Origin of the sequence: Anaerobiospirillum sp. NML120448 (assembly GCF_023050945.1) — a bacterium.
Lineage (GTDB): Bacteria > Pseudomonadota > Gammaproteobacteria > Enterobacterales > Succinivibrionaceae > Anaerobiospirillum.
This window is the reverse complement of sequence record NZ_JALKIM010000006.1, coordinates 1-21,876: the sequence shown is the minus strand read 5'-3', so window position 1 is coordinate 21,876 and position 21,876 is coordinate 1. Positions and strand designations below refer to the sequence as shown.

13 protein-coding genes are annotated in these 21,876 nt (G+C 38.8%); 1 reads left to right on the top strand and 12 read right to left on the bottom strand.

Annotated features, from left to right (window positions below; genetic code table 11):
• Positions 1 to 7: 7 nt before the first annotated feature.
• From MXE38_RS01970 to MXE38_RS01945, 6 genes are all read right to left on the bottom strand, one after another.
• Entirely contained in the window at positions 8 to 505 is a 498-nt protein-coding gene (locus MXE38_RS01970) for a hypothetical protein (RefSeq protein WP_246910587.1), read from the bottom strand.
• A 62-nt stretch (positions 506 to 567) separates the two neighbouring features.
• The gene (gene miaA, locus MXE38_RS01965; RefSeq protein WP_246910585.1) at positions 568 to 1,545 is read right to left on the bottom strand and encodes a tRNA (adenosine(37)-N6)-dimethylallyltransferase MiaA; all 978 of its coding nucleotides are present in this window, start codon (positions 1,543 to 1,545) and stop codon (positions 568 to 570) included.
• A 75-nt stretch (positions 1,546 to 1,620) separates the two neighbouring features.
• Complete coding sequence (gene mutL, locus MXE38_RS01960) at positions 1,621 to 4,374, bottom strand: DNA mismatch repair endonuclease MutL (protein WP_246910583.1); 2,754 nt, start codon at positions 4,372 to 4,374, stop codon at positions 1,621 to 1,623.
• 234 nt (positions 4,375 to 4,608) lie between these two features.
• A complete protein-coding gene (locus MXE38_RS01955; RefSeq protein ID WP_246910580.1) occupies positions 4,609 to 6,228 on the bottom strand; it encodes an N-acetylmuramoyl-L-alanine amidase in 1,620 nt (539 codons plus the stop codon).
• 403 nt (positions 6,229 to 6,631) lie between these two features.
• Positions 6,632 to 7,120 carry a tRNA (adenosine(37)-N6)-threonylcarbamoyltransferase complex ATPase subunit type 1 TsaE gene (tsaE, locus tag MXE38_RS01950; protein WP_246910578.1) on the bottom strand — a complete coding sequence of 163 codons (489 nt, stop codon included), beginning with the start codon at positions 7,118 to 7,120 and terminating at the stop codon, positions 6,632 to 6,634.
• Positions 7,121 to 7,356: 236 nt separating this feature from the next.
• Entirely contained in the window at positions 7,357 to 8,973 is a 1,617-nt protein-coding gene (locus tag MXE38_RS01945) for an NAD(P)H-hydrate dehydratase (RefSeq protein WP_246910576.1), read from the bottom strand.
• Positions 8,974 to 9,386: 413 nt separating this feature from the next.
• Between MXE38_RS01945 and ppgK the strand changes: the two genes are divergently transcribed.
• A complete protein-coding gene (ppgK, locus tag MXE38_RS01940; protein WP_246910574.1) occupies positions 9,387 to 10,142 on the top strand; it encodes a polyphosphate--glucose phosphotransferase in 756 nt (251 codons plus the stop codon).
• 67 nt (positions 10,143 to 10,209) lie between these two features.
• On the opposite strand, the gene MXE38_RS01935 is transcribed toward ppgK, so the two are convergent.
• The 6 genes from MXE38_RS01935 to MXE38_RS01910 form a co-directional block, all read right to left on the bottom strand.
• A complete protein-coding gene (locus MXE38_RS01935) occupies positions 10,210 to 12,672 on the bottom strand; it encodes a DHH family phosphoesterase (protein WP_246910571.1) in 2,463 nt (820 codons plus the stop codon).
• A 101-nt stretch (positions 12,673 to 12,773) separates the two neighbouring features.
• A complete protein-coding gene (locus tag MXE38_RS01930; RefSeq protein ID WP_246910569.1) occupies positions 12,774 to 14,981 on the bottom strand; it encodes a DEAD/DEAH box helicase in 2,208 nt (735 codons plus the stop codon).
• Between the two features lie 94 nt (positions 14,982 to 15,075).
• Entirely contained in the window at positions 15,076 to 16,419 is a 1,344-nt protein-coding gene (locus MXE38_RS01925) for an ATP-binding protein (protein ID WP_246910566.1), read from the bottom strand.
• A gap of 328 nt (positions 16,420 to 16,747) precedes the next feature.
• Positions 16,748 to 19,039, bottom strand: a complete 2,292-nt coding sequence (locus tag MXE38_RS01920) for a hypothetical protein (RefSeq protein ID WP_246910563.1) — start codon at positions 19,037 to 19,039, stop codon at positions 16,748 to 16,750.
• A 250-nt stretch (positions 19,040 to 19,289) separates the two neighbouring features.
• On the bottom strand, positions 19,290 to 20,171 hold the full coding sequence (prmA, locus tag MXE38_RS01915; RefSeq protein WP_246910560.1) for a 50S ribosomal protein L11 methyltransferase: 882 nt from the start codon (positions 20,169 to 20,171) through the stop codon (positions 19,290 to 19,292).
• A gap of 35 nt (positions 20,172 to 20,206) precedes the next feature.
• Entirely contained in the window at positions 20,207 to 21,649 is a 1,443-nt protein-coding gene (locus MXE38_RS01910) for a hypothetical protein (protein ID WP_246910557.1), read from the bottom strand.
• Positions 21,650 to 21,876: the final 227 nt, after the last annotated feature.

Here is a 21,876-nt window from a genome sequence, read left to right as displayed (position 1 = left end):
CCCAGCATCATTTTTTGTTTTTGTTACTTACTTGATTCAACAAATAACGTAACAATGATTGGCACTCACCAGAAAATAGATCGGCAAGGGCCGCCATATCAAAACGCTCTTGCGCTGCTAAAATAATTTTCTTTAAAAATACACCATTTTGTTTAAAACTTGCATCGCCAAAAACTAATATTTCTTCAAGTGATAACAAGAAAAACTTGATTCTATCAAAGCTCCATAAGGGAGCCATAGTAGTAGCCATGACCGCTATTTCTTGACAGTCTACAATCAGCTCTTGCAAAGAGTTAACTAAATTAACAGGAGTAATTTCCTTTCTTTTATTAAAAAGGGCTTGCTCCTCTGACATTAAAGCAAGTTCAATATCTGCTATATATTTAGCTAATATAACCCTATCTTGAATAGCATTTTCTTGTTCATTCAATTGTAAAGACGAAACAATAAAGGTCTCTTGCTTTAAAAGTTGGGCCTGATTTTTCTTAGTGAAAGTATCTGACATATAGGTCCACCATTACTAAAGAATAAAGCTCTGACCAAGTGCCTTAACTAAAATTATAGCAACTAAACTTGCTTAAATACGGTAAATGACTGTTCTTGAGCAATAAGATCTAACATCTTTTGTGTTTTGTTACTATCCTCAATAGCCAAACAATGACGTACTATCTTATCGCTATGGTTATTTTCCTTAAGACCACCTCTAAGCCAAGTCATTTGATGCTTGGCTAAGCGGGCTGTGGCAATAACACTAAGTTCAATCATTTGCTCATAACTAACTTCACCACGTAAATACATGGCAACTTGTCTATAACCTACTGCACGCATAGCAGGCATATCATCAGTGAGGTCTTTTCTATCTAAGAGCTTTTGTACCTCATCTACTAAACCTTGCTCTAGCATCTTTTCAAAGCGCTCTTTAATCATGACGCGCAAAGCACTACGATCATTATCCTGAGGTAGCAAAACAATTTCGAAAAGATTGAACGGGCATTGGTCTTTATTATCACCAAAGAATGAACTCATAGCCTTACCTGTCATAAAGTAAACCTCTAAGGCACGTGCTACTCGTTGCTTATCATTAGGCGCTAACTTTTCATATTGAACAGGGTCAATATCTTTTAACAAAGAGTGTACATATGGCCACCCCTTGTCATCAGCTATCTTTTGAACCTTGGCTCTGACCTCTGCTGTAGAACTAGGTAGTGGTGATAATCCCTCTACTAAAGCCTTATAGTACATCATAGTACCGCCGCAAATAATAGGTAAGGCTCCACGCTGTTTAATCTCATTAATCAGCCTGATAGTGTCTTCTCTAAAATTAGCCGCACTGTAGCTTTGTGCAGGATCGCAAATATCAATCAAATGGTGAGGACAAACACTAAGTTCCTCTTTACTAGGCTTAGCGCTACCAATGTCCATGCCTTTGTAGATTAAAGCAGAGTCTAGAGAAATAATCTCACAATTATAATTACGAGCCAACTCTAAAGACAGGGCGCTTTTACCCGATGCTGTTGGGCCTAAAATCACTACAGCGTCAAACATGGAATATCCTCTTAATATTCTTGAGCCAAAAGATAGTGCCGTACATTATAAAAATCTCATAGTTTAGCGCAAGAATTAGCTTCTTAGTAAACTGACGGCCAAAGATAGCAAATTAAGCTCTTTTGCATGATGATACTTTATTAAGTTCGTAATAACACTGGCTTTATTGAGCTTAGCAATTAATTGCACACCATCTAAAGAGGTATTTACTGACATGCTTTTAGAGCGTGAGAGCAAAGTTGCTAACTGCTCAGGAGCTTTGCCCTCTTCATTAATGGCCTCACAAGCAAGACAAATCAAGCTTAAAGCCTCAAGCGCAATCTTAGCTAAATTACTTTTTACAATAATATTAGGAATAGCACTCAGCTCCACACAAGAGCGTGAACCTTGAGACTTAAGGACAAAGCCACAACGCTTAGCTGCTGCTATCACTTCTTTTTGCTTACAGGCTTTTACTAAATTAACATCACATTTAAGAGCAAAAGGCAGCTCTAAATGATAACTATCAACCTGCTTTTGTAAAACTTCATTAAGGTAATTACGCTTAAGTATTTCATAATTAAGTTCACTGCCCCTAATCATAAAATAGCGCTGATCAACACTGATTAAAAGAACATCAGCAGTTACCAAGGATAAAAACTCACATTTGATATCCTCAACTACAAATGAGCTCTCAACTTCCCCTACCTCAACTTTAGGCCCAGCCATAGGCATAGCCACAGGCACGCCTATTTCTTTTAGGCCCTGCTCGGCCCAAGGGCTAGTACCCGTTACTAAACTAGCGCCCGCCCCCATCAGCGCTATGTTGTTAGCCGCCCTGGTATCCCCAGGAGCACCCTCCTTTGCCCTTTGTAGCCTACTAGAGATAGGCTCTATCTCTTGCCCTGTGCCCAGGCTAAGGCCCAGGCCATGGTCTGTGCCCAGGCCCCGGCCCCGGCCCTGGCTAGGGCCTGGGGTCTGCGCAAGGCTAGGGCCTTGAGCTTCGCTTAAATCATCGCTACTAACATGATCAGTACTATTAGAGGGCTCATCATGGTTTATATGAGTGGCAGATAGATTGGTTTGATGGCGCAGGCTCTCTTGTCTTAGTAAGACCTTATCTAAGGATAAGGGCTCTTGGCGTTGCTTAGATAAAGCAAAATCAACCACACTATGAGAGGATACTAGCTTTTTAGCACTATCACAGCGCTCTTGCTCTTGAGACTCACTAGGTAAGGAGGCTAAGTCTACTAGCTTGCCATAGCCATGCCCTGCTAACTTATTAGTCTGATACTTAGTAGCTTGTAAATATTGAGCAATACTATTAGTAAAGTCCTTTCTATAGTCTAAACCAAGTCTTTGACTACCATAGTGTCCCTGATCAAAAGCCATAGCTGTATTTACAGGGCTTGTTTGCACAGCATTAAAAGCATAATGACCAAGAGCAGTAGTATTTAAGTCCTCTGCCTTAAGCTCTGAATCTTGCTCAACCTCCAGCTCTAAATCTTGCTCCTGCTCAGGACCAAGCTCAGGCTCTAGCTCTAAATCTATCTCCTGCGCTTTAGTAAAAGCATCTGGGCCCAGGCTCTGGCTAAGGGCTTGGCCAGGGGCCTGACCCTGGCCAGTGGCCTGGCCCTGGCCCAAGCTGGTGCTTGGGTCTGGCTCGGGAGCTGGGTCTGAGAGCTTGGTGTAATCAATATCCAGTGTGCCTGAGGCTATATTGGCTTTATTAACATGTTGAAGCTCCATCACAGCCTTAATATTGGCCACAATGCAGTCATGAATTAAATTAGGATTATGGAATCTCACCTCATCTTTGCGAGGATGAACATTAACATCCACACTATAAGGATCGCACTCCATAAAGAGCACGCCTCTAATAGCTGGCTTAAAATCCAAATCTTGCTGAACTGCGTTTAAATAAGCCTCTCTTAAAGCATGATTAATGGTTTTATCTGAAATACAGCGACCATTTAAAAAAGTCAGTAGCTTATCGGGACTGCTTTTACTAAAGGATTGAGGCTTAAGTAAGATGCCATGAATACTTAAAATGCTGCTTCCTAAAGGATCATTAATCTTACTTGGATCGCAATCATGATTAAGGTAAAAAGGCTGATACTCAGTACTAATATGAGCTTGGTAGGCTTTAATAAAATTAGGATCAGTATTGTCTAAAGCCCAACTAGCCCCTTTAAACTCACTACCTAATAATTTATTAATACGATCTGGTAGCGCACTTTTATTTTGAGCTGGTACCTGAAATACCACTTTACCATCGCTAATAAACTTAAATTCGATAGCAAAATTAACTAAAGCTAAGCGTACTAATAGCTCTTTAATATGACTAAATTCAGTTTTGTCTGATTTTAAAAAGCGACGGCGAGCTGGGGTATTAAAAAACAGCTCTTTAACCTCTATGGTAGTACCTACGCCATGAGCGGCAGGAACAATCACAGGATGCTGCTCAGCACCAGATACACAAACTTGATAGCCATGCTCTTGATCTTTGGTGTTAGACGTTAAGCTTAATTGCGATACTGATGCTATTGAGGCTAAAGCTTCACCTCTAAAGCCTAAGGTAATAATAGCCTCTAAGTCCTCTAAGGAGGCTATTTTAGAGGTAGCGTGAGGAGCTAGCGCTAAAGGTAAGTCATCTTTTACTATACCGTGGCCATTATCAGTAACCTTGATAAGCTGCTTACCAGCATTTTTAATTTCCACAATAATGGAGCTTGCTTTAGCATCTACAGCATTTTCCACCAACTCTTTAACAACAGATGCAGGACGCTCTACTACCTCGCCAGCTGCAATTTGATTTGCTAGTTGTACAGATAAACGTTTAATAGACATAAAGCTCTCCTTGTGAGCCCCATATGTTAAAACTCTCAAGAGCAAAGCTTTGCTTTGCCTAAGCTTTGCTTTGCCTAAGTTCATCTTAGCTTAGCTAAGATGGATTTAGCCTCGCACCGCCCAGGACAAGTCATGCTTGTCCTGGACGGGGCTTGGTGGGCTCTCTGGCTATAAAGCAACAAGGCCCAGTGAGTTGCTGAGCCTTGGAGGTAATTATCTTAGTATTAGCAATTACTATTGAATCACTAACTTTTGACCAATACGGATATTGTCACTAGTAAGCCTGTTATGCTGCTTAATGGACGAAACAGTCTTTTTATATTTTTGAGCAATAACCGATAAGGACTCGCCTTTTTGCACTTCGTGAATTACTACCTTAGCTGCACCTGTACGAATAGCACTTTCATAGCGGCTCTTTATATGCTGAATAGTATATTTTTCGTAATATGCGACAATGCCTTGATAGATAGAATAAGCAATCTGCTTTTGATAATTAGGCTGATTTAACTGAATTTCTTCATAAGGATTGGACAAAAAGCCTGTTTCAATCAATAAAGAAGGAATATCAGGTGACTTTAGTACCGCCAAGGAGGCATGAATAGGCTCTTTTTTATGTAATTTAGTAAATTTGCCTAATTTATTTAAAATCTCTTGGCCCATGTTATAACCCTCAGAGCGGGTATTATCAGAGCTCATCGATAAGATAGTAGCTGCTAAATAAGGGTTTTGTTTATCTGTAGAGGATAAGACCTCTGATACACCTGAGAGTAACTGGCCCTTATCGCCTTTTAACACCTTGCTATTTTCTCTTTGAGCACGATTATTAGACAGTACCCACACCGAAGCGCCACGAGCAGAGCTTCCAGAGGCTACTGAGTCAGCATGAATGGAAATTAAAATATCAGCCTTATGGGAGCGGGCGATTTCAGAGCGCTTATCTAAATCCACAAACACATCTTTAGAGCGAATTAAGGTGCCCTTAAAGCGAGGATTAGAATTTACATATTTAGCTAATTGAGTAGCCACAGCTAAAGTAACATTTTTCTCTTTTACGCCACGTTTACCAATAGCACCAGGATCCTTACCACCATGGCCAGCATCAATAGCAATCACATAAGGATTAGCTGTTGGGAGTACCACAGGAGTTAAAGGAGGCGGTGGAGCTTGAGTATCTAACACTTCCTCTTCTACTTGGGCTGGACGCTTAGCTGTTGTTTGGTTATTTTTATTCTTATTAGCTAAAGCAGCTTGAGCCTCTTTTTGCGCATTAATTTGCTCAATACGCTCCTGATAGGTTTGAACCTGCTCAGGAGTCATAGTTCTAATACCATCTGATCCCACAGAGGACAAAGAATTTAAGAGCGAATTTTCCGCTGCATCAGCATCATCAATGGTAATTACATTAACAGGAGGCAAACCTGCACCTTGACCTGTTCCTACCAATTTAGAGGCATCTTTTTGACTTAAAACTTTTACCTCTTCATTAGAGCTTGGATTACGATCAGAGGCCGTATGAGGAAAATCCACTACTAAGCGATAGTTTTGGCCATTCATAGGCTCTAAAACAAAAACATTAGGGGTGCCAGCTCCTGCTAAAGAAAAGATGTAACGCACATCATTGCCACTTAAATTTTTAGAAAAGCCCTTAATTACCGAGCGTTTTTCAATACTAAGAGCATTAGGTGCACTTTTATAGTTAGTTACATCATTAAGGCGGATAATAAAGCTATCGCCCTTATCTGCATAAGCAGTGGAGTATTTTGGCTTATAGTCTAAATCTAATACTACACGAGATTTATCAGCATTAGAGAAGGCTCGTATTCTCAAGATGTTATCAGCTTGAGCCGTAGACATAAAACCAAGGAGCACTAGCAGCCCCATTACCAAGGGCATTAAGCGCACAAGAGCTGATACCATGAACCAACCTTACCAAATTAATATACTAGCATTGATTATGTGTCGTACTAGTAAGAAAACCAAAACCATGTAATGTATTACCCTAACAGGTTTGCTACATCAGTGAAAATAAGTAATAAAAATTTTGGAAAAGATAGCTAGTTAAAACCACAATAAAGCTATCATGAGAATATTAGATGAGCTATAGTTGCCACAACTTTTGATTGATCAAAGCCCAAATATTACAGAAAACTTAACTGATTATATATTTTTAATTTTAAGAGATTTTCTCAAATTTTGACAAATAAGATAGTTTGCCTTACCTAAATTGAGCAAACTATCTTAATCTTACTAGACTTAACTAAACTAAAGCGTCTAGCTCCTCTTTAGTAAAAATCTGTGAGCTGATTGTAACCAGGCGACCTTCACTTTGATGGCAAATAGTGATTTTTAAATCAGGCTCTGGCAACAGACCAAAACCACGATCAGGCCATTCAATTAAACAAATAGCCTTTTTCGCAAAATAATCTCTAATGCCCATAAACTCAAGCTCCTCAGGATCAAGGAGGCGATACAAGTCAAAATGAAATACTTCAAGATTATGGTCTGGCACTTGATAGCTTTCTACTAAAGTATAGGTAGGAGATTTAACTGTGCCTACATAACCTAATGAGTGCAAGAGACCACGACTTAAAGTTGTTTTACCTGCACCCAAGTCACCTTCTAAATTGACACTTAGAGCTCGTTGTTCAACTTTATTTAAAGCAGTAAGTAAAAAGTTTGCTAACTTAGCTCCCAAGTTAATGGTTGCCTCTTCATCAGCTAAAGTAAATGTTACTTGATTATGCATATTGTCCTTATAAACATCGAATAACTAATGATTATTATAAGCTTATGAAGTTTAAATCGGAATTTCGCTACCATTATGGTCTATAAAAGTAAGCAGGTTTGGTACCTACCCTTGCCATTGGCGCTGCCAAGGCAATCTAGCCTTGTCTAGGATGGGCATGGCAGGGCATGGCAGGCTCTTACCATGCTTGCCAAGCCAAGCCCTGATGGGCTTGGATGGGCACGAAGAGGTGCGGTTTAACTCATCACTTTGCTTTGTGCAAGCATGTAGGAGGCACGCTCAGCTAGTGATACTACCTTTTCATAATGACAATCAGCTAATCCTGGACGCTTATTTACTAAATAGCGAATATAAGGCAATAAATCGCAGGCTAAAGTACCAATAACGCCACAATTTTCACCAGATAAACTTCCTGAACGACCATGAACACAAGCGCCAGCACTGGCAGCTTGCATTAAAGTTAGGCCTTGAGCTTTTAAAGAGCCAATGACACCAGTTAAGATATCACCCATGCCGCCTGATGAAAGTGCAGGAGAGCCCTCTTTAACTACATTGATTCTCTTACCATCGCAAATTAAAGTACCAGCTCCCTTTAATAACACCACACCGCCACAACGTTTTTGTAACTCGTAAACAGCTTTATAACGATCTTCATTAATCTGGCTAATGCTACAACCAAGTAAGCGAGCTGCCTCGCCTGGGTGAGGAGTTAAAATGGTATGTTTAGAGAAGCAAAGATCTCTTTTAGACATAATAGTTAGAGCATCAGCATCAACCACTGTAGGCTTATCAGCATTGAGCGCCATATCTAAGAGCTGTTCTGAATGCTCATTAAGTCCCAATCCAGGGCCAATAGCAATTACATCAGTCCACTCTATAGCAGCTTGTACCTCGTCTAAATTATTAAAATCTACGGTCATAAGCTCAGGACGAGAGGCGTTTAGTGAGGCAACATTAGCTTTATCGGTAGCCACCTTAATTAAACCAGCGCCCGCTCTTAAAGCGCCATGGCCACAAATATTAATAGCGCCACCATAACCTAAGGAACCACCGATTAATAATAATTTACCAGCATCACCCTTATTAGATGACAAAGCACGCACTGGCAAGTCAGAAATAATTTCCTCATAAGTGATTAAATAAGTTTTTAAATAGGAGCAGCCATCAATCTCTGAGGAGAGATGCTTTCCATGATAGGAATTAACATCGACCCCTAACTTATTAACTTCAATTTCACCTACGAAATCAACCGCATCAGAGGTTAGCAAGCCTGACTTTAAGCCCATCATACAAATAGTCTTATCGGCTACCACGCTATTGTCATAAACATAACCAGTATCAGCATTAACACCTGATGGGACATCAATAGAGATTTTATAAGCCTTAGTGCTGTTAATAAAATCAATCCACTGACCAAAAGGCTCACGAGGAGCGCTATCTAAACCTGTACCTAATAAGGCATCAATAACAATATCAGGATTGTTACCATTTTGAGCTTCGGTGACTAGATTTGGCAGTTCGTGCTCAACTTTGCCCCCTAACTTTAAAAAGAAAGAATAAGCAGCAAAGGCCTCAGACTCTTTACGTGGGGTTCCAATAGCAAAGAGGCGATAAGGAATATGGTATTTAAGCAAATAGGCCGCAACAATATAACCATCACCACCATTGTTGCCTTTACCTACTAGCACATACACCATTTTTGGTTTGGAGTTGACCTTACGCATTTCTTCAAATACGCAACGGCCTGCCTTTTCCATAAGATCATAGCAATGACCATTATTGGCCGCAGCATGCTCCTGCTCCATAATACGGATCTCTTGTGAGGTAAAAATGTGATGCGGTAGAGAAGACATAAACCAACTCCAAAAATTACGATCTAGCTTGATAAGCTAAGATTCTATCCTAAAGCACTTAGATCTATCTGTGCTCTAGCAAACAAAAATAAAGGCCTAAGGGGGTAATACTATTGCAAGGATCTAGCCTAAAAGTAGATCTACTAGCTTTTTTGGTGCAACTTTATAAATTTTAACTTGTTTTTCATAACTATGATTGGCAGCTAATGCCTATGCTATGGTAGTTTTGTGATTTAGAGCACGATTGCCCTTAAGAGCAACCTTAAATTTAATATTAGCCATATATAATTAGTAGTTAGAGCTAGATTGCTAGTGCAAGCTAGTGTCTTTTAAATTAACTGGTAGTTAAGGTTAAACAAAGTTTTACAAGCTACCAATAATAGTGTTAAAAAGTTTGCTTGAGAGACTAAATTATGGAACTTTTAGGTGTTGATATTGGTGGCAGTGGCATCAAGGGAGCAATTGTAGATACAAATACAGGCAAACTCCTAACTGAACGTGTTCGTATTAAAACTCCTCAACCATCTACTCCTCAAGCTGTAGCCGATACTATTAAAGAATTAGTTACTACCATTGGCTATAAAGGCCCTATTGCTTGTGGCTTCCCAGCCCGTGTTATTAATGGCGAAGTATTAACTGCTGCCAATATTGATAAGAGCTGGGTAAATGTTCATGTTGAACAATTGTTACAAAAAGAGCTTGGCACTGATGTTTTTGTCGCTAATGATGCTGATGTAGCTGGTCTTGCCGAAATGTGTTTTGGCGCTGGTCGCAATGAACAAGGTAAAGTGTTAATTGTTACCATTGGCACTGGCTTAGGCACAGCTATGTTCTTTAAGGGCGAACTACTTCCTAACTTTGAAATGGGCCATATTATCCTCAATGGCGATGATGCTGAGCGTTATTGCTCTGATGCTGCTCGTGAAAAGTTAGATCTCAAGTGGAAGGAGTTTGGTAAGAGATTTAATGAATACTTAAATCGTATTGAATTCTTAGTACAGCCAGATCTCTTTATTTTAGGTGGTGGCGCTTCTAAGAAATTTGAAAAGTTCTCTGATCAAATTAAGATAGAACAAGCACGTGTTATCCCAGCTGAAACCCTCAACTTAGCTGGTATTATTGGCGCTGCTTTATACTGTGAGCGTCGTCTTAAAGAAAAGAAAGCTTAGTTAATTTAGTTTTCCTGTCTATTAAAAATCAGGCTGTTAGCATGAAATGTTAACAGCCTTAATGTTCTTAAACAGGCTCAATATTACTAATTTGCAATACTAAGCGCTCATTAGCAAAGAAACGATCTATACCCAAGGTATAAACAACTTTGACCTTGATATTAGGTATCATGGTGCGCTCTTTAGCGTTAGCTCTAAACTTAATACCCTCCACCACAGTATTGTCCTTAGTACGTAATAACACCTTAAGATGTCTATTTTTAATAATGGTGACCTGATCTACTAAAAATTCACCATCAAAAATAGGTTCCTCAAAGTCCTTACCCCAAGGGCCAAAATACTCTAAGTCACGGGCAAAATCTAAGCATAAATAGGCATCAGGCAATTGACACTCACTAACAATGGCCTCTTCTTCCTCAGCCTTATGATAAGCGTGAGCACATCCTTGACTAAATAAGGTCTTAAAGCGAGCTAAATCTCGATATTTAATAGTAGCACCTGCTGCAACAGCATGTCCGCCACAGGCTACAAAGATCTTAGGCTCTTTACTCTTGATATATTCAAAGACCTTCATCAGATCAATGCCATTAACAGAGCGGGCAGAGCCAACTAAAGGTATATCCCCCTCATCTAAGTACTCAACATCTTGCTCGCTTTCTACCTGATCAGCATTAACCATACTTGGCCCTGATGCGGCAGAAACAAGCTTAGCACTGCTAACTACAGTAATGCCTTTTTTGATCTTTTTCTTATTGGCACTAGCTTGAGATTGCTCATTTGTGCTGCCAATAATAGCACTATCACCACCATCCTCTAAAAAATCAAACTCATCGTTTGTTTCCTGAGTAAGTGCACTATCCTTCTCAATAGCGCCCGCACTGGCAATGGCACCAGCGCTTGCGCCTGCACCAGCACTGGTGCTGTCGCTAGCGCTATTAGCACCCAGCTCACCACTATCCTTGGAACTAATAGATAAGGCTGGGTCTTTTGACACAGCTTGCTCTTGGGAAGTGGCAGGATCTTGGGAGTTAGGCTGGTCTTTGGAGCTGACTTGATTTACTGATTGGTCAGCTTGACTGTCCAAAGTAGCCTTGTAACCATGTTCATCTACAAGCTCTGGTGGGGTCAGGGAACCATTGTTGTCAATTACCCCCATAAGATTAATATTGCTATCATCAATATTATTATTATCAGAGCTAAAGATAATACATGGTTTGTTATAGCGCTCCTTCATACGGTTAGCAACTAAGCCAGAGACACCCTTTAAGAAGCTTTCATCGTATAAAACAATACCTGCATCATCATTATTATGGCCACTATTGGTAAGAACCTGGTCAAATTGATTGTACGCATCGGCTATATCCTCCTCATCAGAGAATACTAAGGCCTCATTAGAGTTAATTTTATTGGCTTCTTTTGAGGCAGTTTCTAAAGCTTGTAAATCTACCTGGGCCTGGCTACTTTGGGCTAATTGTTGCTCAGATTGTAATCTTTCTTCTTTATAAAGCTCAAAAGCTCGAGCTAACATGATCTTTTCATGATCGGCACGACGCTTATTACATAAGTCCAACTGGCGAGCAAAAAGCATAGCCAAATTGTAATCGTCATTGGTCAAATTTAAGATTGCAGGGTTTTGTGCAATCTTAATTCTGGTAGCGGCATTAAAACGAGGGCAAAGCTCATGGGAAATGTTCTTTACTCTAATCTTGGTAGGATCAATCTTAAGGTAGCTGAGTAAAGCCTGAATGCCAGGAATGGTTCTTCCTTTACTAATACGCTTAAGACCTGCCTTAATTAAGCGCCTATTATTGGTATCAAAGGACATCACATCACCAATAGTTCCTAGAGTTACTAAATCTAGAAATTGGCCCATGCTAGGTGAATCTTTAATACATTGATAATAACCACGTTCAATTAAGCGAGAACGGGTAGCTGACATGACATAAAACAATACAGCTGCGCCGCAAAGATTTTTTGACTGAAAAGTATCGCCCTTACGCTTAGGGTCAACTACAGCGTCAGCATTAGGCAAGCGATCTTGCACTTCATGGTGATCAGTAATTACTACACTAATACCATTGAGCTTAGCAAAATCTACCGCATCAAAGGCGGTAATGCCATTATCTACAGTAACAATGAGATCAACTTTAGAAGCTATAGCACGCTCAACAATTTTAATGTTAAGGCCATAGCCGTCAGCATAACGAGATGGCACATAATAAGTAATCAAATGCTCATCTAAGCCAAAAGCTTTTAAGCATCTGACCCCCAGAGCAGTTCCAGTCATGCCATCGATATCATAATCGCCAGCAATAAGAACCCTTTTCTTATTAATAATGGCATCTGCAATAATACTGCTAGCTTTTCCTATATCTAACAAACGATCAGGAGGAAAAATGCTTTTTAGGCTGACCTCTAAATCATCATTATTCTTAACTCCACGACGAGCCAAGATTTGACGCAAAATAGGATCGGCCACTAGTGCGTTTAAGTGGGAGTCATCTACATTAGAGCGTCTAATGATTTTCATGGCTGTCCTCTTGAGAATATTATGGTGATTACATATAAATCATTAATTTAACCTAAAGAATATCTTTAGCTTATAAGAATGAAAAAAGTAATTAACTTTGCTTACAGTTCTTGCTTTAAGCGCCCTAAAAACTCTAGAGCTCCTGCAATATTTAAATGAGTATGAGCATAAGTAATGTACTTAAGCTCCAACGGTAAATAGCAGTTAAACTTCTCCCAATCAAGGTTCTTGACCTTTTTTAGAAGCTCTTGAGGCTCAATGTCGCCTGCCATTAAGATATTGTTTACTGCTGTTTTAAGGTTATCTAAACTAGCATACTCCAGCTCAATATGAGAGCCAGAACGATTAGCCCCAATGGACTGCTTATTTAATAGCAACACCAAAGTATCTAAAATGCGATCACCCTTCCAAGGGAAAAGCGCCACTCCAGAGGGGCCATTAACCATCACTTGCTCATCAAGATGATAGTTAAAGAAATACTTTCTGCCTTGCTCAAAATTAGCCATAGCTTGTTTATCTAAGCAAGGTGGTACCTCACCTGATAGGTAAATACGATACATTTCTTCACGAATAGCATCATGCACTAAACCACCTACACCAGATAAAGGCAAGCCACTAGTTTTAGTTTGAGATGGCTTAACGCCAATTACTCGTTTTTGCTCATTAAAATAAACTACTTTCCATGCTTTACCTGCAAATAAGAAAGTCTCATCTTCTTGCAAAGAGCTAAGCAGAGGGATACGACCAATGGTTTTACCATCATGGTCAATTCTATAATCACGATTATTATTAAAAGCAGCAAAGAACTCGTAATTGGAAACTAAGCGCTCGCCCTCAAGGCCCAAGGTTAAAGTGCCATCTTGCATTTGGATAATCAAGTCTGACATACCTAATGATCTTAGTAACTGGGCATACATGCTAGGAGTAGTCATGCTAAATGGGCCAGTTTTACATAAAAGCTCATAAAGGTTTTTAGCCGAGGCACTACCATAAGAGGCAATAACCGATAGAGTTTGCTGAATTAAAGTAGAAAAAGCATACTCTTGAGCTAATGGCGGCTCGTACCAACGTTTTAGCAGTAAATTAATGGTCGCTGCACTTAATACTGTGTCCTCACAAAGCATGGAGGATAAACGGTTAATGGATGCATCATACTCTGGAATAAATAAGCGTAATACCGCCCGACCATCACGACGACCAGATCTACCTAAGCGCTGACGTAATGAGGCTACTGTAGTCGGTGGAGCAAATTGAGCAATAGACTGCACATCTGAAATATCAATACCCAGCTCTAAAGTAGAAGTACAAATAGCTGTAGTAGGCAGACGACCATCTTGTAGTCTATGCTCTAAAGTTTCACGCAATTCCTTTGATAAAGAACCATGATGAGGGAAAAATTCCTCTGGCACCATGTTTTTATGGCAAAGCTCTCTTAAGTTATTAGCTAGCTGCTCAGTATCAGATCTAGAGTTAGTAAATACTAAATTATTCTTACCTCTTAATAAACGATAGATATCTTGAGCCACCTTCACAATAGCTTCGCTATGCATAATAGGAGCAATAATACGAGGCTCTTCATCCATAGTTTTAGGGATGTTATAGCCTAGTATTTTTACCGCTAAAGCAGTAGTAGTTTGCGCAGAAGAGGTAACAATCTGGCAATTAATCTTAGCGTTATTAGCACGCAAATAAGAAGCAACAGAGCCAATATCATTAGAAAAGGTTGCGGAAATTGCAATGCGAACTGGACTCTTAACAATAAGATTCTCAATTCTATGCAATTGAGACTGCAACTGATAACCACGCTCTTTACCCATTAAAGCGTGGAACTCATCAATGACAATGTAGCTTAAATCCTTAAAAGCCTCCTGAAAGATAGCCTTTTGATTAATTAACAAAGACTCTAAAGACTCAGGAGTAATGAGGACAATACCAGAAGGGTTTTTCAGTAAATTAGCTTTTTTATTAACAGCTACATCACCATGCCATGGAGTAATCTTAACGCCAACTACTTCGGCCATATCCATAAGGCGACGAGCTTGATCATTAATCAGAGCTTTAAGCGGACTAATATATAAAACTGATACACCTTTTAATTGATGTTCATTACGCTTGATATAGCTTAGAACAGGCAAAAAGGCAGCCTCAGTTTTACCTGCTGCTGTTGATGCGGAGATAATAACGTCGTCTTTATGCTCTAAAATTGGCTTAATAGCCGCTTTTTGGATAGGGTGTAAATCACGCCATCCTTGACGACCAATCCAACGACAAATCAAAGGATCTAAGAGCTTTAGATAATCCTCTGCCATATCAACAGCCTCTTATTAGCAAACAACAATACCCATCACTAATAGCAGAGTTTTACCTCTGCTATTTAAGGACTAAAGCTTAAATTATATTAGGCTAAAGTTGGAAGGTTACTAATTCATCATCATCCTGATTGGATAGCGATGATAAGCTAGTATTTTGATCCTTAGTATCATTTGGCAAGGTAACCAAAGTAGGATCAACCTCATTATCAAGCTTAATATTACTGATAAGTGACTGCCACTTAATTTCAGGGTTTTGCTCTAATACTGATAATAAGTCCACAAAGGCTTTAATAGTGTTACGAGGAGTTCTAAAGTAAGCCTCACCAATGTTTTGCGAGCAATGACGTAAGAAAGCAGTTAGAGCCTCATCTGGAAGTAAATACTTACTCTCATCACCGTTAGCAAATACCTTTCTAATATTGCACAAGAGTACAAATAGTTCCTCAGGTGAGAGGTTGGCCAACTTTAATACAGGGCCATGATAATCAACTACATTAGCTATCTGAGCAAAGGTGTTTTCTGCCAAACGTGAGCGTAAGGCCTCATAACTGTATAAGCCCTTACGGGTGTCGCATAAGAAGTCAGTAGTACCACCTAGCATAAAGCCAATATTCTCAGCACTACCTTGTAAGCAGTCATTTAAGATACGTAAGATCTGCTCATAATTGGCGCTACGTGAGCGAGCTGATGGTAACTTATAAAGGTTAACCATTTCATCTAAGTTAACCAATAAGCCCTTATAACCAGCATGGCAGACAAAACGTGACATGAGCTTTAAATGATCATAAATAGAGCTATCAGTTACAATGCCACGTACGCCTAGCTCTTGGCGAGCCTCAACTCTAGTGGCGTATTCACCACGTAAATAACGAATAGCAGCTTGCTTTAAGTCTTCATTACCAGTTTCATAGCCTTGGTAATACTTAGCAATTACTTCGGCAAAGTCAAAGCCATCAACTAGCTCTGATAAAGAATAGAGCTTCTTCTTAATGACATTTTCAACGCTCTCGCCGCTTTCTTGAGCTGCTGCAATTTGAGTAGTAATAAACTTTTCTACTACTGAAACAATGGCATTACCCTCTGGATGAGCACGGGTAGCCATATTACGCATTAATTCTTGATATAAAGAGCGAGCTTGACCGCTTGAGGCCTGTAAACGACGATCTGGGGCTAAATCGGCATTAACTACTACCATGCCCTTTTCTAAGGCTAAATAGCGTACCAACTGTAAAAAGAAGCTTTTACCAGCACCAAAGTCACCTACTACCACTTTAAAAGTACTACCGCCAGAGCAAACACGCTCTAGCTCTTCAATCATAGCCTTTACTTCATTAACACGTCCTACCTGAATATGCTCCAAACCTACTCTCGGAGTAACACCAGCTCGCAATGATTGAATAATTGCTGCACGTTCACGAGGTCTAATTTTGGCCATTCTCAGCTCTCCTAAAGACTGTTAACCAAGTTCACCATGATGAAATATAGATGAAACTTTTTGCTAAACCTATGGTTCTTATAAATACCCAAAAGCACTTTGATAAATTATATAAAGGATCTTTTAGGTTGTTTGCGCACTCATTAAAGATAATGTTAATACACTATGCTTTAGTAAAAGTAATGTAGCCCCTATAGCAAAATGCTTAGGGGGTCTAACATTATAGCCTATTTTTTTAGGTATATTTTTTTCAATGCCCTTTAAGAACCTAGGTATAAAGGTACTTGTAAGCTCACTTTGCTAGGTTTCTCACATATTTGACCATTAATTACAAAGAGACCTTTAAGAAAATAGTTCCTATGGAAGCTAACTCACTGGCATTTAAAGGCTCCCCATTAGGGGCAAATTTGCTGACATAACCAATCTTTTCGCTCAAAGAACTACTTTCATATAATGCTTTTAAGTGATTTGGCATGTTATCAAGCTCCTCACTATTACAAGGAAAGACTTTGACATATTTGTCAGATAAAGCACTATCCTCAAGACGATAGTTAGCATTATAAAGACATAGCAAACCATCTTGTTTTACCAAGCTATCAATAATAGTTAACAGCTTGTTAAAGTCCTCAAAAGGATAAACCTCACTACTGTTGGCAATACCTACGGTCTCAGGATGACGGCATAAAACAGTCATGGCACAAACAATATCAAATTGCTCACTTAACTCCAGCTGACTAGAGTGCATTAAGCGCCAATAGGCTGAGCTCCCTAAATAAGATACTTTGGTATATCCTTGAGGCTCTTGGGGAGCCAAGGTTTTAAGATTGCTTTGCAACTGTTTGGCAGCAGCTAATACATCATAATTAACATCAACACCAGTAATAAGCTGATCTTCAAACAAGCAGGTTAAATCACAAAGCTCCTGACCTCTTGAACAGCCAAAGCTTAATATTTTTAAACTATTACGCTTGCTTGATAAATATTGTAAAAACTGCCATTGCAATTGATAGCGCTGACTATTGGTATAGTTTGATAGCTGAGCTACCTTATTAAGCGCACTATCTTGCTCAGCTTTACTCTCTATAAATTCAGCTAATTTACTTATCAACACGCTACTGTGATGCTTAAGTTCATTTAAGCTCTCATCCATAGGGCTAACAGGATCTATTAGCTCTAGCTCTTTACTTAAACTAGAGGATAACACCTTAGTTAAAGACAAGCTGGGAATTAATCCTTGCTCTAACAAAGCATGGTTATTTTGTGCACCATAATGCCCAACGGCAGGACAATAATTCATTAAGCCCTGTTCTTTAAGCTTAGGATAAAACATTGATGCTTGAGGCAACAACAAATCCAAGAAATCTAATTTGCTAGCATCAAAAATAGCAAAATCCTCATAACTTACCTCCAAAGACTGATCAATATCATTACTAAGAGGCAAACAAGCAATACCATGAGCTAAAGCTACTCTTAAGGCATAGCAGTTATCGGAAATTACTAAATCTGCATTGAGCTTAGCAAAATCACTATAGTCCACACAGATAAAAGCTTGTTGCAGTAAGCTGGAATATTCTTTTAAGCTCTCGTTTAGATCATGGTCATAGAAAGAACCATCTAAAGACTCAGGAAAAGGCGGCAAATTATCTTGCTCTTTAAATAGCTCAACCTTAATTAAATTGGCAACTACCTCATTTAAATAAGCAACAGCACTATTACCAAGCTGGTAAGACAAAGCACTACCACTGATACTAGATTTAGCCAAGAGCTCGGATGGTAACTTTTTAAAGCTATTGATATAAGAGTAAAAGCTCTTATCTAACACTAAGATTAAATTAGCCTGCGGAAATAAATCATGCACTTGTTTTAATAACTTAGCCCCATAAGGAGACATACCAAAAACAAGATGGTGATTAAATAAAGCTGAGTTTAATACAATATTGTGCGGATGGAAGTTCTTATGCTCAGTTAACACCTTGAGACTATTTATTAAGCTTTGCGCTGTTTTTATAGGCTTGAATAAAGAATAAGCATTCAAAGTTTCATGAAAATTAGGCTCAGCTAAATTAAGCTGATGATAAAACTTAAGATACTGCTCTTTATTGGCGTACTGCTCTTGGTTATTACTAATAGTAACCAACTTAGCTAAAGGCAGTACTTGCTGGAAAAAATAATTGAAAGCACGATATTGATAATTATAAGGCTCTAATTGATAGGCCTCCCAAGTTGTCTTGCTTATCTGTAAATTAAAGATAAAAAAGTCTGGGCCCTTAGGATCACTTAATAAATTAAGTACTGATTCATTTAAGCGTAAATTAGCCTCTAGATTGTCATGTAAAAAGAAGAAAATCACATCAAAGTGCTCTTTTACATAAGCACAATCAAAGTTAGCCTCATTGTCTATTGAGTAAAACTCACAATTGCTAAACACTTCATCTTGCAAGTTAATGTGCTGACTTAAATCGGCAGGCAAACTTAGTAAAGTGTTGAATTTAGAACTTAAGATGAAGTCTGTAATAGAGTTAATATTAGTATGATGTTTAAAACCATGACTAAGGCGCTCATCAGTAACACTAAGTGCGGCTAAACTATCGCTATTAAGCACGAGAATGCGAACTTTCAATTACTTCCTTTCCTTTAGACTGCAGTTAATAATCAGCGTAGATAGCAAACAAAACATATAAACATGAGATGGCAGGCGGCTATCTATCTTATGTTAACTAAGCTTTAACAAATCTAGTGGGTAAACAGTTAAGAGGGCCTCTTGTGGCTACTACTTATCTTTACTGGACTTAGGTTTTATAGCTTAGCAACAAAAAAGCGAGACAACAAAGAGCTATCTCGCTTTTTCAAGGAATTAATTATTATTAGGGCTATTTTCTAGTAGCTACAATTAAAACCCAGCCTTCTTTTACCTTGGTATACTCAATATCAAAGTCTTTAGAGTAAGCATCAATAACCTCTTGAGCTTGTGACTCTAAAATACCAGATAAAGCTAACTTACCTTGGCTCTGACACAAAGCAGCAATATTTGGCTCTAATTGAGCTAATGGGCCAGCTAAGATATTAGCTACTACAATAGAGCATTGTGGTATCTGCTTACTTGCACCATCAAATAACTCAAGCTTGTCCTCAACTTGATTACGCTGAGCGTTATCCTTACTGGCAATTAATGCCTGAGGATCAATATCTACACCATAAGCCTTTTTAGCACCTAACTTTAAAGCACTAATAGCTAAAATGCCTGAGCCGCAACCATAATCAAGTACTTCCTTTTCGGATAAATTCTCTAAAGAATCAAGGAAGCCTAAACATAAGAAAGTAGTAGGATGGGTACCAGTACCAAAAGCTAAACCAGGGTCTAAAATCACATTGATACCATCTTGGGTCTCACACCAAGAAGGAGTGATCCATAAATTCTTACCGCACTTAATAGGCTTGAAATTATCCATCCAAGCTCTTACCCAATCTTGATCCTCTAAATCATGAGCAACAATAGGGAAGTTATCGCCATAAAGGTGCTGTAAATAGGACACTACAGGGGCAGTATCAGTGCCTTTTTCAAATAAACCTATTACCTTGGTATTAGGCCATACGCGCTGCTCTCCAGGCAAAGGCTCTAAAATAGGATCATCTTTAGCGTCCTGATAAGTAACAGAAACGGCGTCCAAGAAAAACAGAATATCTGAGATTTCCTCGGCCTTATCACCATTGGCTATCAAAGTTACCTGCTTCCATGCCTGATTGTCGTTCATGACCACCTCTGAATTTAAAAATACCTAAAAATAATTTAATCTTTGTTTTGAGCTTTCTTGGCATAAGGCATTGGCTCAATATTAAATGGGGTACTTAAAGCTACTTCTTTTTCACTTACAGTAAAGCTATTTTCAATGAATTTACTTAATCTTTGATGAAGAAAATGGCTTTGATCTCCAACATCACATAAATAAAGATTATTAACATTGTCCACTAGCAATTTTTTAATGCCTAAGGTGTTAAGAGCTGTAAATGACACTTGATCATTATTAATTACTTGAATATAAATCCAGCTGCCATCTTCCTCAACATCAACAATATTACTAATACCACCTAAGGCGCGTAGGAAAGCCAATAAAGTTAACTCTGGGGAACTATTAGCATTGATAGTATAGCCTCTATTAATAGAGCGAATCTTTCTTTTCTTATCAAGCAGGTTCTCTCTACTTAATACCATAGACAATTCAATGATAATACAAGGAACAATAACAGCAAAAGCAGCAAGCATTCCAAAGTTATGATTTCCCTCAGTGAAAAACTCTCTAGTGCTATTAAAGTTAACATCAGGTAAATAGAGGTTTTCTACTGAGGTAATAGCTGGGATATGCAAATAATAAGACAGTAAAAAACAAGACATGCTAGTAATGAGCAGTGCACCAAAGGCTCCTGGATAAAATATCACTAACAGCAATAAGATCAGTGATACACATGCTCCTATAGAGCTGGTAAGAATACACACTACTACTAACAAAGTTAAAAAGAGATTAATGTGCTTCTTGGTAAATAAAGAGCGAAAGAAAATGGTAGCAGGTAGAGCAAAAATGTTACATACAATAATAGTATTAACAAAAGCTGTTACCATGTTGTTTTTATAATTGAAAGTAATTAAATGTCCTACCAAATCATGCAAACCAACAGATTGCAGCATCAAGTACATAGGAACATAAATAACACTTAGAAGCCCCTCTCCAAATTTATCTTCTAAGGTATATAAGATAAAAATATTAAACTGCTTAACAATTACTGATAAAGCTAACAGCGTCACAACAGGCAATAAGACTACAAAGAATAAAGTTAAAAATAAACGTCTTGATTGACCTGCAAATCTATCTTGCTCAAAAGATGAGTATGGCAGCATGGCAAGTAAGGTAGATACGGCTGACAACACACAAATAATAGGACTGTTAATCACACTTATATTGCTCGACAAAGTCAGCAATAGTGATAACACATAAACTATAGTAACAGTGGTTAGCTGAAATAGACGATCAAAAGTAGGAACTACTAAAGCTACGGCAATAGCAAAGAGACCAGGAAAGAAGATACGTGCAGCTAATAGCAATACATCTCTTTGATTAAGAGCTAACTCAGGAGTATTAATGGGATTAAGAGCCCAAGTACAAATAGCTAACAACATAAGCGGTAGTAAAATCAAAATACTACGCTGTTTGTAATTGTATGGTTGAAAAATGCCCACTATGCTGATCCCTAATCATTAGGTGTTTAAGATATCTAATAAGCCCTAATGTCCTACTGACACGTGCTCTACGATTATACCAGTCTAAAAAGTAGGATGCACAAATGCAACAAGGCCCCTTGAGTTTTTCTCAAGGGGCCTTGTCTTAGAAAAATTAAGCCTGGCGATGACCTACTCTCGCACAATCGTACGTTGCACTACCATCGGCGTGACTACATTTCACTTCT

What these genes read in the sequence shown, in the direction of transcription:
- MXE38_RS01970 (WP_246910587.1), bottom strand. Translation starts at nt 505, where the DNA reads ATGTCAGATACTTTCACTAAGAAAAATCAGGCCCAACTTTTAAAGCAA.
- miaA (WP_246910585.1), bottom strand. Translation starts at nt 1,545, where the DNA reads ATGTTTGACGCTGTAGTGATTTTAGGCCCAACAGCATCGGGTAAAAGC.
- mutL (WP_246910583.1), bottom strand. Translation starts at nt 4,374, where the DNA reads ATGTCTATTAAACGTTTATCTGTACAACTAGCAAATCAAATTGCAGCT.
- MXE38_RS01955 (WP_246910580.1), bottom strand. Translation starts at nt 6,228, where the DNA reads ATGTCTACGGCTCAAGCTGATAACATCTTGAGAATACGAGCCTTCTCT.
- tsaE (WP_246910578.1), bottom strand. Translation starts at nt 7,120, where the DNA reads ATGCATAATCAAGTAACATTTACTTTAGCTGATGAAGAGGCAACCATT.
- MXE38_RS01945 (WP_246910576.1), bottom strand. Translation starts at nt 8,973, where the DNA reads ATGTCTTCTCTACCGCATCACATTTTTACCTCACAAGAGATCCGTATT.
- ppgK (WP_246910574.1), top strand. Translation starts at nt 9,387, where the DNA reads ATGGAACTTTTAGGTGTTGATATTGGTGGCAGTGGCATCAAGGGAGCA.
- MXE38_RS01935 (WP_246910571.1), bottom strand. Translation starts at nt 12,672, where the DNA reads ATGAAAATCATTAGACGCTCTAATGTAGATGACTCCCACTTAAACGCA.
- MXE38_RS01930 (WP_246910569.1), bottom strand. Translation starts at nt 14,981, where the DNA reads ATGGCAGAGGATTATCTAAAGCTCTTAGATCCTTTGATTTGTCGTTGG.
- MXE38_RS01925 (WP_246910566.1), bottom strand. Translation starts at nt 16,419, where the DNA reads ATGGCCAAAATTAGACCTCGTGAACGTGCAGCAATTATTCAATCATTG.
- prmA (WP_246910560.1), bottom strand. Translation starts at nt 20,171, where the DNA reads ATGAACGACAATCAGGCATGGAAGCAGGTAACTTTGATAGCCAATGGT.